Genomic DNA, 14,144 nt, shown 5'->3' with positions numbered 1-14,144 from the left:
ATAACTTTTTCGGGACTTTTTGTAATATTTAATGGATATAAAAAAGACTGCCGGAACAGTCTTTTGATTATTCTGTATTAAAACAGATATACTGTTATTTAAACTGCTTTTTTTAAGTTTAAAAATGGTAAATCTACTAAAAAGCAAAGACCGATTTGTCAATTACTGAATTTTCCAACTTACTCCAAACATAAAATTTGTTCCTGCCTGAGAAAAATAATAAGGCTGCCCATCATAAACAGATCCGTTATTAACATATTTCTTATTGAACAGGTTATTCACCAACAGCTTCAATGCAATTTCATTATTGGCAATTTTAAACTGGTACTGAGCATTGAAATCTGTAAGAAAATAATCTTTAAGCTGCAGATTGGCATCTTCAGTATTGTCCAGATATTGTTTTCCAACATACTGATTCATTAAAGCAAACTGGAAATTTTTTGTAGGATTGAATTTCAAGCCTAAATTGGCTATAACATTCGGGGAAAAAGAAATCTGGGTATTTCCAAGACTTTTAGGAACATCACCATTCTGAATATTAAAATCCTGGTTTCTGTTCTGACTTAACGTTACATTTCCTGAAACCTCACATTGTTTGGATAATTTTGCCAAAGCACCTACCTCAATACCTCTTCTGTAGCTCTTCCCTGAATTTGTTCTGATAAATGCTCCTACATTATTCAATTCTCCATTTAACACCAGCTGGTTCACATAATACATATAATAAACATTGGCCGTCAATGAAACAATCCCGAACTGTTTTTCAAAACCGGCTTCAATATCGTGAAGCTTTTCTGCTTTTACATCATTATTGGCCATCAGGTCGTCTCTGTTGGGTTCACGATGGGCGTGGGCGTAAGAAAGGAATATTTTACCTCCGTCAATTCTGTAATTTACTCCGGCTTTTGGATTAAAAAACAGCCAGTTTTTACTTAAATCTGCTCCTTCACCATCACCAGCCGTCAGAATCTTTGTGTTGTAATTGATTTTTCTGAGCTGCAAATCACCAAAGAATTCAAAATTATTCAATCTTAATAAAGCTTTTGCAAAACCAGACACCTCATTCTTTACAGAGCGATTTCTGTAATATTCGCTTTCATCAATCTGAGGAAAAAATACTCCTGTTACATTTCCATAGTGTCTTCCGTAATACTGATTGACCACAGCACCAAAGTTCAAATCTAAATTTTCAAACTTTCCGTACAATGTAGAAACCATTCCGTAGAAATCGTTGTTCAGCCATTTTTTTCTGATAAAGTCTGAAGCTTTTATCGTTTCTCCTCCTTCTGTTATATTGGGAAGGTTATATCTTGAAAAAGGATCTCCCTGCTTGTAGTTTTCGTAATATCCTTTTCCTTTTGTATAGTGGAACGTGGTTTCCAGATTCCAGCGGTCGTTGAATTTCTGTTCCCAAAGCAACTGATAATGGTTCTGTCTGTAGTTATCCGTTTCATTATCATAGAAACTTACAATATTCTCCCAGTTGGCATCATAAATGGCTCCTGAAATATTGAATTTAGGATCGGTCTCCCAGGTTTTACGATCAATCCCGTTCCATGCCTGATACGTTTTCTCTTTTCCGCCAAAAGCCATTAAACGTAATTTTGTATTCCCTTCTTCAAATAAAGCAGTGAAATTATAAGAATGTAAGTTGGATGAAGCCCTGTCGATATAGCCGTCAGAATGAATATGAGTATATCTTCCCATCACGGAAAGTCGGTTTTTCCAGAATTTCCCGGAACCTATTTCTGCTGAATATTTATAAGTATTAAATGATCCGTAGCTGTCATCCGTTTTAAAATAAAATTTCTCTTCAGGATCCTTAGAAAGTACGTTAATACTTGCTCCGAAGGCAGAAACCCCGTTATTGGAAGTTCCTACTCCCCTCTGAATGACAATCTGTGAAGCAGAACTTGTCAAATCCGGAACGTTGACAAAAAAGGTTCCCTGGCTTTCAGAGTCGTTGTATGGAACACCGTTCATCATGACATTGATAGCACTTCCTGAAACTCCACGGATTCTGAAACCGGTATATCCTACCCCGTTTCCGGCATCTGACGTCGAAATAATGGAAGTTTGGTTTTTCAAAAGAATAGGAAGATCCTGTCCCAGATTCTTACTGTCCAGATCTTTCTGTACATTGATGATTTCCTTTGCTACCGGAAGCCTTTTGGTAAAGTTGACTGCTTCAATTTCCCTCACCTTTAGGGAATCTTTATTCTGAGCCTGTATAAAAGCCACTGAGCCTACACTAAGCCCTAAAAAAAATAATCCTTTCATTCTATAAATCTTTAACATTTAATGAATAAAAGGGGTTGAGCAATAATGTAACAATTTTATTAATTTAACAGTCTAGCAATTGGTATATTGTTATACTGTTTCATTGGTACATTTTCAATTCCCTAAACAGCATTACCTGTTCCAGGTTCATTGGGTATAATCTCAGCCTGTTAAAGCACCCCTTTATTTCAGCCGCAAAATTACAAAAAATATATGAACTGCGATCGGGTTACGAGATGCGGGCTTTTGAATATCAGATTACGTGGTAAATAAATAGTTACAGAATGGAAAAAACACTATGAAAAATAGGAGTTATCAAATGAATCATTCATCATTCATCATTCATCATTCATCATTCATCATTCATCATTCATCATTCATCATTTATAATTATTTAGTAAGTTTTGTTGTTGGCGTCTATGTAATAGTAATTGGAACCATCTTTTGTCACTTCAAACATCTTACCGAGTTTCCAGCTGAAGTTTCTTTTAATATTGGAATATTCAAACGGAATAATCACTTTATTGTTAACATCAATGATTCCAAATTTATCATTATTGGAAGCAACAATCATTGGATTAGCTACATCATCCCCTTCAAGAATGAACAGATACTGATATTGAGGATAGATCTGATATTGTCTGTAATCTGCGGCATTTACAAATTTTGATTTTTCAATGATTCCGTAAAAACCATTCAGGATATAAGCTTGGAATAACTGTTGTTTATATTCTTCAAATTTACATTTTCCAAAATCGGTATCTTTAAACTGATAGACTCTCTTACCAGACTGATCTATGCGGTAAGAAATCATATTTTTCTCCACCGTAGCATAGTCTTTTGTTCCAAATTTTCTCACTTTTTCATTGGGTGAATTCAGAAGATTACAGTCTTCATAAAAAAATACGGCAATATGATATTCCGGCTGGATAATAAATTTCCCGTTCTGATTGACATACCCGAACTGATCTCCTTTTTTCTTAGGAATCAAAACAGGAAGATCTTTGTTGATCACCATCAGATCAGCATTAGGTTTGCTGGCTGAAGCTGCTTTTTTAGCCGTGGTTTTCGGTCCTTTCTTCGCAGGGATTTTCTTCACAGATCGGGTCTGTGAGAAAACGAAAATCGAAATAAAAACACATAAAACATTCAGGATATTTTTCATATTCTCCATTTGATTACAAAAATACGACCAAAAATAGATATTATAAAATTCATATTTATAAAGAATCTAAATAATTTCATTCTTATAAAATTGTAAAATTTCGTAATTTTGGGAACATTTTGAAATGTTTGATAATTTTAAAAAACTTTTGAAAAAGTGTAGATTATGCTGACTTTATTCGGTTAATGTTGCATCAAAATGCGAGAACTCAAAATGTCATTAATTGTATTTATACACACCGGTAAAGAAAAAGCAGACCTACCTTTAATTTTGAAAGACCTTCTATTATGAGTATTTATAAGGATTACATCAAAGAGATTGAAGAAAGAAAAACCCAGGGGCTTCATCCAAAGCCAATTGATGGTGCTGAATTACTAAGCGAAATCATTGCACAAATTAAAGATTCAGATAATGCTGACCGACCGGACTCTCTTAAATTTTTCATTTATAACACACTACCCGGAACTACGAGTGCAGCGGGAGTAAAAGCAAAATTTTTAAAAGAAATTATTCTGGGTGAATCCGTAGTAGAAGAAATTTCCCCGGCATTTGCCTTTGAATTATTATCTCATATGAAAGGCGGACCTTCTATTGAGGTGCTGCTGGACCTTGCTTTAGGTAATGATGCAGCTATTGCTAAAGAAGCTGCGAACGTTCTTAAAACTCAGGTTTTCCTTTATGAAGCAGATACGAACCGTTTGAAAGAAGCATTCAACAGCGGTAACGAAATTGCAAAAGAAATCCTTGAAAGCTACGCAAAAGCCGAATTCTTCACTAAACTTCCTGAAGTTGCTGAAGAAATTAAAGTAGTTACTTATATTGCTGGTGAAGGAGATATTTCTACAGATTTACTTTCTCCTGGTAATCAGGCTCACTCAAGATCAGACCGTGAACTTCACGGTAAATGTATGATCACTCCTGAAGCTCAGGAAGAAATCAAAGCTTTACAGGCAAAGCATCCTGATGCAAGCGTTATGCTGATCGCTGAAAAAGGAACAATGGGTGTAGGATCATCCAGAATGTCAGGAGTAAACAATGTTGCTCTTTGGACAGGAAAACAGGCAAGCCCATACGTACCATTCGTCAACATTGCTCCCATTGTAGGAGGAACAAACGGTATTTCTCCGATCTTCCTTACCACAGTAGACGTTACCGGAGGTATCGGTATTGACCTTAAAAACTGGGTAAAGAAAGTTGACGAAAACGGGAACCCGGTTCGTAATGAAAACGGTGACATTGTTCTTGAAGAAGCATATTCAGTAGCAACAGGAACTGTTTTAACAATCAATACAAAAGAAAAGAAATTATACAACGGCGACCAGGAACTGATCGACCTTACCAAATCTTTCACTCCGCAAAAGATGGAATTCATCAGAGCAGGAGGATCTTACGCGGTCGTATTTGGTAAAAAACTACAGACATTTGCTGCTCAGGTTTTAGGTATTGAAGCGCCAACAGTTTTTGCTCCGTCAAAAGAAATCTCTCATGAAGGACAAGGACTTACGGCTGTAGAGAAGATTTTCAACAGAAATGCTGTTGGAACTACTCCGGGAAAAGTATTACATGCCGGTTCTGACGTTCGTGTACAGGTTAATATTGTTGGATCTCAGGATACAACAGGTTTGATGACCGCTCAGGAATTAGAATCAATGGCAGCAACTGTGATTTCTCCAATCGTAGATGGTGCTTATCAGTCCGGATGCCACACGGCTTCCGTTTGGGATAAAAAAGCTCAGGCTAACATTCCTAAGCTGATGAAATTCATGAACGAGTTCGGACTGATTACAGCCCGTGACCCGAAAGGTGAATACCACGCCATGACTGACGTTATCCACAAAGTTCTTAACGATATCACTGTAGACGAGTGGGCTATCATTATTGGTGGTGACTCTCACACCAGAATGTCTAAAGGAGTTGCTTTTGGAGCTGACTCAGGAACTGTAGCTCTTGCATTGGCTACCGGTGAAGCATCTATGCCGATCCCTGAATCTGTAAAAGTAACTTTCAAAGGTGAAATGAAGCCTCACATGGATTTCCGTGATGTGGTTCATGCAACGCAGGCTCAGATGTTAAAGCAGTTTGGAGGAGAAAACGTATTCCAGGGTAGAATCATTGAGGTTCATATCGGAACACTTCCTGCTGACCAGGCATTTACCTTTACAGACTGGACTGCCGAAATGAAGGCAAAAGCTTCTATCAACATTTCTGAAGATAAGACTTTGATCGAATCACTGGAAATTGCAAAAGGCAGAATCCAGATCATGATCGACAAGGGTATGGATAATCACAACAAAGTCCTTCAGGGATTAATTGACAAAGCAGATAAGAGAATTGCAGAAATCAGATCAGGTGAAAAACCTGCTTTGACTCCTGATGCAAACGCTAAATATTATGCTGAAGTTGTTGTAGATCTTGATGTAATTGTTGAACCAATGATTGCTGACCCGGATGTAAACAATGACGATGTATCTAAAAGATATACTCACGATACCATCAGAGATCTTTCTTACTATGGAGGTGAGAAAAAAGTAGATCTTGGTTTCGTAGGATCCTGTATGGTTCACAAAGGGGATCTTAAGATTGTTTCTCAAATGCTTAGAAACCTTGAAAAACAACAAGGAAAAGTAGAATTCAATGCTCCTCTTGTAGTGGCTGCTCCTACTTATAACATCATTGATGAATTAAAAGCTGAAGGTGACTGGGAATTACTGGAAAAATATTCCGGTTTTGAATTTGATGACAACGCTCCAAAAGGAGAAGCACGTACAGAGTACAAAAACGTAATGTACCTTGAACGCCCGGGATGTAACCTTTGTATGGGTAATCAGGAAAAAGCAGCTAAAGGAGATACTGTTTTAGCAACTTCTACCCGTCTTTTCCAGGGAAGAGTGGTTGAAGATTCTGAACGTAAAAAAGGAGAATCCCTGCTTGCTTCAACTCCGGTTGTTGTTCTTTCTGCAATTATCGGAAGAATCCCAAGCATTGATGAGTATAAAACTGCTGTTGAGGGAATTGACCTTACTACTTTCGTTCCTTCTATTAAAGAATTAACAAGTACAAGCGCTCACTAAGAGATTGATAATAAGTCGCAAGACTATTGAATAACTATATTATTGGAAGATTTTATCCCTTAAGGATTTAAAATCTTCCAATTTTTTGTTTAGAACGTTTCTATTTTAAGATAATTACGTTTTTTTTTCGATAAAAGCTGGAAAATAAATTCTAATTTTTCTTAAATTGAAAGTTATAAAATCTATTGATTTCAGAATCAAAAATACCCTGTTTATGGATTATAGGAACGTTTTTTGATGCATAGATAAGTGATTTTCTTTTTCAACACAGGGAAAAGAAGCATTAACAGAACAAGAACAAAACTAAAATACGATATGACTTTTGATATTGATATGATCAAAAAGGTGTACGAACGTTACCCTGAAAGAATTGCAGCAGCAAGACAAATTGTGGGAAAACCTCTTACCCTTTCAGAAAAAATCCTTTACACCCACCTTTGGGAAGGAAATGCTACACAAGCGTATGAACGAGGGAACTCTTATGTGGACTTTGCACCGGACAGAGTAGCGATGCAGGATGCTACCGCACAGATGGCACTTTTACAGTTTATGCAGGCAGGAAAAGCTAAAGTGGCTGTTCCTTCTACTGCTCACGCGGATCACCTTATCCAGGCTAAAGTAGGTGCTGATAAAGACTTACAGGAAGGGATCAACAAAAACTCCGAGGTATTCAACTTCTTAAGCTCTGTATGTGATAAATACGGAATCGGATTCTGGAAACCGGGAGCAGGTATTATTCACCAGGTTGTCCTGGAAAACTATGCATTTCCCGGAGGAATGATGATTGGTACCGACTCGCATACGGTAAACGCCGGCGGACTGGGAATGGTTGCTATTGGTGTAGGAGGTGCTGATGCGGTAGACGTAATGGCAGGAATGGCCTGGGAACTTAAAATGCCTAAACTTATCGGAGTAAAATTAACCGGTAAAATGAACGGATGGACTTCTGCAAAAGATGTGATCTTAAAAGTTGCCGGAATTCTTACCGTAAAAGGAGGTACAGGATGTATCGTGGAATATTTCGGTGAAGGTGCAGAATCTCTTTCCGCAACGGGTAAAGGAACGATCTGTAACATGGGTGCTGAAATCGGGGCTACCACTTCTACTTTCGGATATGATGATTCTATGAGAAGATATCTTTCCGCTACAGGAAGACAGGACGTAGTAGATGCCGCTGATAAAATTGCTGAACACTTAACGGGGGATGCTGAAGTATATGCTAACCCTGAACAATATTTCGATCAATTAATAGAAATCAACCTTTCTGAACTGACCCCTCACTTAAACGGACCTTTCACTCCTGACTTAGCAACTCCTGTTGCTGAATTCAGAGCTAAGGCTGAAGCTAATGGATGGCCATTAGAAGTGGAATGGGCGCTTATCGGTTCTTGTACCAACTCTTCTTATGAAGATTTGTCAAGAGCGGCTTCCATTGTAGAAGATGCAGTATCAAAAGGAGTAAAACCTAAGGCTATCCTGGGAATCAATCCAGGTTCTGAACAGGTAAAATTCACAGCAGAAAGAGACGGATTCCTTGATTCTTTCAGAAAATTTGAAAACGCAAGAATCTTTACCAATGCCTGTGGACCATGTATCGGACAATGGGACAGAGAAGGTGCGGAAAAAGGAGAGAAAAACTCTATTATCCACTCTTTCAACAGAAACTTTGCGAAAAGAGCTGATGGTAACCCAAATACCCATGCATTTGTAGCGTCTCCTGAAATGGTTGCTGCTGTAGCGATCTCAGGAAGATTGGATTTCAACCCGATTACGGATACTTTAACGAACGAAGCAGGTGAACAGGTAAAACTTAACGAGCCTAAAGGTTTCGAACTTCCTTCAAAAGGATTTGCTGTAGACGACAACGGATACCAGGCTCCATCAGAGGACGGTTCTAAAGTTGTTGTGAATGTAAGCCCAACCTCAGACAGACTTCAGTTATTGGAAGAATTTCCGGCATGGGACGGTAAAAACATTACAGGAGCAAGAGTATTGATCAAAGCTTTCGGAAAATGTACTACCGACCACATTTCTATGGCTGGACCATGGCTGAAATACAGAGGTCACCTGGATAATATTTCAAACAACATGTTGATTGGAGCGGTGAATGCTTACAACATGGAAACCAATAAAGTTAAAAGTGAATTAACCGGTGAATACGGTGAAGTTCCGGCTGTACAAAGAGCTTATAAAGCGGCAGGTATCCCGACAATCGTTGTAGGAGACCAGAACTATGGTGAAGGTTCTTCAAGAGAGCATGCTGCCATGGAGCCAAGACATTTAGGAGTGAAAGCTGTATTGGTAAAATCATTCGCGAGAATCCATGAAACCAACCTTAAAAAACAAGGAATGCTTGGAATCACTTTCGCTAATGAGGCAGACTATGATAAGATCCTGGAAGATGATGTTGTTAATTTCTTAGATCTTGATCAGTTCGCGCCGGGAAAACAACTTACTTTAGAGTTTATTCATACTGACGGAACTAAAGATATCATCATGGCGAACCACACTTACAACGATCAGCAAATTGATTGGTTTAAGGCGGGTTCTGCTCTGAACCTGATCAAACAACAGGAAAAATAAGATTAATTGTTAGATTAATTAATATAAGACGGCTTCAGTTGAAGCCGTCTTTTTATTTTAAAAGTCTTTAAATTTTCCTTTGCCGAACTTTGTGGTACATTATTCCAAACCTTACAGGTTTTAGAAACCTGTAAGGTTTAGCTCTCATATGATTATTATGATATTCTATCAAGAAGACCTGCTCTATAGCTTTCTCCAATAGGAATCTCATATTCAGGAAGAATCACTTTTTTAGCCCCGATACTTTTCACTTTATCCAGATTGACAATGAAAGATTTATGAATTCTTACAAATTTTTCAGGAAGCTGGTTTTCCATTGATTTAAGAGTATCCAGAACGATATATTCATCATTTTCTGTACGGATATTAACATAATCTTTGATGCTTTCAATATACAGGATTTCATTGAAACTTACGCGATGCCTCTGCCCTGAAGACTTTACAAAGAAATGAGTATTTTCTTCCTGTGGAAAAGAAAAACGCTCCTGAGCCTTTAAAACACTTTTTTGAAATCTTTCAAAAGAAACAGGTTTCAGAAGGTAATCCACGACATTATGCTCATAGCCTTCCAATGCATATTCCGAATAGGCTGTTGTTAAAATATATTTCTGATGGGTTCCTACAATTTTCATAAAATTGATTCCCGTAAGCTCTGGCATCTGAATATCCAGAAAGATAAGATCTGAATCATTTTTCTTAAGGTATTCAAGGGCGTGAATCGGATTTTCTGTAGAAAAAACCAGTTCAAGAAAAGGAATTTTTTCCACATAATGTTCAAGAAGTGAGATGGCCAGCGGCTCATCATCCACGATAATACATTTTAACTTATTCATCCCTTAAATCAATTTTTAAATCTACAATAAATTCCGTTTCCGAATCTTTGATCTCAAGCTGGTGTTTGGGATACAGAATTTCCAGTCTTTTTTTCACATTCTGAATTCCTATTCCTGAAACAGTATCTTTCATTTTCTGTGTTTTAAAATTTAAAAGATAAAAATGCAGAACTTTATGATGATCTGAGATTTTCATTTCAAAACCTTTATCACGAAAATCCCCATGTTTGAAGGCATTTTCCACGAAAGGAACCAGTAGCATCGGAGAAATTTTAAGGTGAGGATGCTGAATATTTTTCTCTATGATCAGCAGTTCCGGATTTCTGATCCTGAGTTTCTCCAGCGCAATAAGACTATCAATATATCCGATTTCTTTATCAAGCGAAATGGAATCTTTTTCAAGGTCTTTCGTGCTGTACCTCAGCAGCTGCCCCAGTTCTTCAATAGCCGGAAGCGCCTTATCCGATTTCTGATAGACAAGCGAGTAGATATTATTTAAAGAATTAAAAATAAAATGAGGATTGATCTGGGTTTTCAGAGCCTGAAGTTCAGCCTGTTTTTTTTCGATCAGAAGCTGCTTTTTATCATTTTCAGCCACTCCATATTTCTCCAGAATCCAAAGAATACCGGCAATGAAAGTAGTCAGAGAGCTGTTGTAAATATTATCGAAAAAATAGTAGAGAAGTCCGGTTTCTTCATCATAATTCCGGAAGCCAAGAGTAGAAGGCAGAATCATTTCTTCCAAAGCGTATCTCATACTGGCAAAACATAATAGGGTCAGCATAAAAACGAAAACGGCAGAATACAGTTTCTCAAGTTTAAAAACTTTTGGGAAAATAAAGAAATAGGATATATAAAATGTGACAATTTTCACAATGAAAAATGTAACCCTCAGAATGTGTACTTCCCGACGATTTGTATCCGGAACAAAAAAATTAGGCGTAATGACAGTTCCTATGAAATTGAACCCCCAGTAAATAATTTGAAGCCAGATAATTTGCTTTTTATTCATATTCAAATATAAATCTCTAAAGGCATAATTCATCAATTGTTTTCGATAAAAACCTGTTTTTTTCCGACGAAACTTTTTTGACATGAATAATTGTCTTCTTCATCTAAATGCTGTTTTCTCATAGAACCTCTTCCGGTACTTTTGTCAGAGAAATGTAATATAAATATCATTCAATCTGTCTTTTATAATATGGAAAAACACATTGTATTTATAGCCACCCTGATTTGTTCTTTTTCAGCAGCACAAACCAAAGACACCGCCAATGTCAACAAAATAGAAGCAGTTACGGTGAACGGTAAAAAAGTTATGGTGGAACGTAAAGTGGACCGTCTTGTTTACAATGTTCAGAACTCTATGCTTTCACAGGGAAGTTCAGGCACTGAAGTTTTGGCTGGTACACCTTTACTGCAGGTAGATGAAAATAAAGGGCTGCTTTCCATTGCCGGAAAAAATGGCGTTGCTGTGATGGTTAATGACCGGATGCTGAATCTTTCCGGATCTGAGCTAATCAATTATCTGAGGAACCTGCGATCCGAAAATATATTGAAAGTTGAAGTAATCACCACTCCTCCTGCCAAATACGAAGCTCAGGGAAACAGCGGGATAATCAATATTGTTCTTAAAAAAAATCAGAATCCCGGATGGAGCGGCTACCTGACCACGAATTATACCCAAAAGACTTATGCAGCATTCAGCACAGTAGCAGGAGTAAACTATCATAATGAAAAAGTGAAAGCATCTATCAAGTTTCAGGGATATGACGGAGATAAAAGATCGGTGGAAAATTATAAAATTACCGGGCAAAGCTCTTCTGTAAGCAGGGATGAAAGACGGGATATGAATGACGGATTGGGACTGAATGTTAATATTGATTATTCTCTTTCTAAAAATTCCAATATCGGACTGGTATATGATATTTCGAAAGGACATTCCAATATGGATATCAATTCAAAACAACATTACTTTACCGGGACCACTCCTACTTTGCAAACAGACACAGATTCAAAGCACCGTTCTTCATTTACTTCACAGATGCTTAATTTATATTTTGATCAGAAATTTGGGGAACATAAGCTCAGCATAGGTGCTAATTATTATGGAAATCTGCCCGATACAGAGGTAAATTTTACCACAAGAAATGTCGCTAACAACTCAACACAGATCGTAAAAAATCTTTCTTCAGTAGATTATAAGATCTATTCTGGGCAGGCAGATTTAACTTTAAATTTCAAAAAAATACAGTTGGAAACCGGAGCAAAATACAGCCAGTTTTCCAATAATTCGGACATCGGATATTTTAATTTTATCAATGGAAATTACACCATAGACCCTGCAAAAAGCAATCTTTTTGATTATAATGAAAAGAATTATGCCGCTTATATCAGCGTCAGTAAAGATCTTGGCGAAAAATGGTCTGTGAAAGCAGGAATCCGTTATGAATATTCACAATCCAGCGGTTTCTCTCCTTCTACACAGGCAAAATCTGAGAATAATTACGGTAAATTCTTCCCTACGGCCTATCTTTCTTATAAAGCCAATCAGGATAATCAGTTCAGCATTAATTATTCCCGAAGAATCAACCGCCCTTATTTCCGGGCTTTGGATCCGTTCCGATGGTATTCCAATCCGAACACGTATTATTCAGGGAACCCAAGCCTGCAGCCCTCTTTTAATCATAATATAGAACTTAACTATATGTTTAAAAGTAAGTTTTCTGCCAATCTTTACTACCAGAGAACAACAAATAACTTTGACCAGATCACATTCCTGACCGGAATTAACCTCATCAGTACGTTTGAGAATTACTATAATCAGGATAATTATGGTATCAATCTGAATTACACAGATACTTTCTTTAAAATCTGGGAAAGCAATATTTCGACTTCGTTCAGTTATAATGAGACTCAGATTACAAGGTTCAATCTGGTTCCTAAAAACGGACAGTCGTTTTATTATTCCCTCAATAATACATTCCAGCTCAATAAGGCTAAAACGTTCATGCTATTTGTCAACTACTGGCATAATCTTCCTTCCCGTGACGGATATACCGCTGTAAGGAACAGAGCAAGCCTTGATGCCGGAATAAAGATGAGCTTTGTGGAAAAAGCACTTCAGGTAAATCTTTCGGTGAGTGATATTTTTAAACAGTCCGGATATAAGGGTGATATGTATTTTACAGATAATACACAGTCATTCAACAACTATTGGGATGCCCGAAGAATGACACTCAGCGTTACCTATAATTTGGGAAACCAGAAAATCAAATCCAATAACAGAGCGGTGAATTTCGAAGAGAAAAACCGTGCACAATAATAATGTAACAGTAATTTAAAAAAATAAACTCATGAAAACCTTTATTTATATTTTTCTTGTATGCCTTTCTACATTGATATCTGCTCAAAAAAAGCCTTCAGATTATTTTAAAAATCCAAAGACGAAGGTTTTGGTGGTAGGCTCCTTTCATTTTGATTATCCAAATCTGGATGCCCATAAAACCAATAAAGAAGATCAGGTAGATGTACTTTCTCCCAAAACAGCAAAAGAAGTCACAGAACTGGTAGAATATATCAAAAGATTTAAGCCGACAAAGATTGCAATTGAGGCCTGGCCGGGCTGGAATGCCAATCAAAAGCTGAAGGAATACAGCGAAGGCAAACACCGTGACAAAAGAGATGAGCGTTATCAGCTTGCTATGAGAATAGCCAGTGAACTCAAAATAACTGAATTATTCAGCATTGACGCAGAATCTATTCTGGATGACCTTGAAAAACATTTTGGGAAAACTGATTCTGCATTTTTTAAAAACCTCAGTAAGGATTATGATTTCAGAAGTGATGACCCGATCTCCCAACAGTTTATTGCCTTCTACAAGAGTTCTGAGCCTAAAAATTTTAAATCTCTTCTGGACACTTTTACTTATATGAATTCCAAAGAAAGCCATCAGTACGGATACGGGGCTTATCTTAGCGGTGACTTTACACTAAGAGAATATGACGGCGCCGATATGCTCGCTCTTTACTGGTACAGCAGAAACCTGAGAATGTTCCGCAATATTCAAAATATTCCTCACAACGGAGAAGACAGAATTCTTGTCATTGCAGGAAATGGACATGCAGCAGTACTTAGACAACTTTTTACCTCTTCCGCAGAATATGAATTCATTGAATTTTCTTCACTGAAATAAATAAAAAGACAGAGAT

General features: G+C 37.3%; 9 protein-coding genes. 4 read left to right on the top strand and 5 right to left on the bottom strand.

Annotation, left to right across the window (positions count from 1 at the left end):
- Positions 1-162: 162 nt before the first annotated feature.
- Together ACLI50_RS20065 and ACLI50_RS20060 are read right to left on the bottom strand one after the other, a co-directional pair.
- Positions 163-2,280 (bottom strand): TonB-dependent receptor, encoded by a 2,118-nt coding sequence (locus ACLI50_RS20065; RefSeq protein WP_343639409.1) that lies wholly within the window; start codon positions 2,278-2,280, stop codon positions 163-165.
- A 394-nt stretch (positions 2,281-2,674) separates the two neighbouring features.
- On the bottom strand, positions 2,675-3,445 hold the full coding sequence (locus ACLI50_RS20060; protein ID WP_343639407.1) for a WG repeat-containing protein: 771 nt from the start codon (positions 3,443-3,445) through the stop codon (positions 2,675-2,677).
- Between the two features lie 287 nt (positions 3,446-3,732).
- Between ACLI50_RS20060 and ACLI50_RS20055 the strand changes: the two genes are divergently transcribed.
- Positions 3,733-6,516, top strand: coding sequence for a bifunctional aconitate hydratase 2/2-methylisocitrate dehydratase (locus tag ACLI50_RS20055; RefSeq protein WP_343639405.1), 2,784 nt, complete (start codon positions 3,733-3,735; stop codon positions 6,514-6,516).
- A gap of 315 nt (positions 6,517-6,831) precedes the next feature.
- Complete coding sequence (locus ACLI50_RS20050) at positions 6,832-9,099, top strand: aconitate hydratase (RefSeq protein WP_110009967.1); 2,268 nt, start codon at positions 6,832-6,834, stop codon at positions 9,097-9,099.
- Between the two features lie 155 nt (positions 9,100-9,254).
- On the opposite strand, the gene ACLI50_RS20045 is transcribed toward ACLI50_RS20050, so the two are convergent.
- The 3 genes from ACLI50_RS20045 to ACLI50_RS20035 all read right to left on the bottom strand — a co-directional run bounded on the left by ACLI50_RS20045 (position 9,255) and on the right by ACLI50_RS20035 (position 11,114).
- A complete protein-coding gene (locus tag ACLI50_RS20045; protein ID WP_411414499.1) occupies positions 9,255-9,932 on the bottom strand; it encodes a LytR/AlgR family response regulator transcription factor in 678 nt (225 codons plus the stop codon).
- A complete protein-coding gene (locus ACLI50_RS20040; protein WP_411414498.1) occupies positions 9,925-10,806 on the bottom strand; it encodes a sensor histidine kinase in 882 nt (293 codons plus the stop codon). Before ACLI50_RS20040 ends, ACLI50_RS20045 begins: the two co-directional genes overlap by 8 nt.
- Before the next feature lie 170 nt (positions 10,807-10,976).
- On the bottom strand, positions 10,977-11,114 hold the full coding sequence (locus ACLI50_RS20035) for a hypothetical protein (protein ID WP_411414497.1): 138 nt from the start codon (positions 11,112-11,114) through the stop codon (positions 10,977-10,979).
- Between the two features lie 19 nt (positions 11,115-11,133).
- On the opposite strand from ACLI50_RS20035, the gene ACLI50_RS20030 reads away from it, so the two are divergent.
- Together ACLI50_RS20030 and ACLI50_RS20025 are read left to right on the top strand one after the other, a co-directional pair.
- Positions 11,134-13,257 carry a TonB-dependent receptor domain-containing protein gene (locus ACLI50_RS20030; RefSeq protein WP_343639397.1) on the top strand — a complete coding sequence of 708 codons (2,124 nt, stop codon included), beginning with the start codon at positions 11,134-11,136 and terminating at the stop codon, positions 13,255-13,257.
- 31 nt (positions 13,258-13,288) lie between these two features.
- Entirely contained in the window at positions 13,289-14,128 is an 840-nt protein-coding gene (locus ACLI50_RS20025; RefSeq protein ID WP_343639395.1) for a DUF5694 domain-containing protein, read from the top strand.
- The last annotated feature ends 16 nt before the right edge of the window (positions 14,129-14,144 follow it).

Source organism: Chryseobacterium cupriresistens (assembly GCF_046614675.1).
Taxonomy (GTDB): Bacteria; Bacteroidota; Bacteroidia; order Flavobacteriales; family Weeksellaceae; genus Chryseobacterium; species Chryseobacterium cupriresistens.
This window is presented reverse-complemented; position numbering and strand designations above follow the sequence as displayed.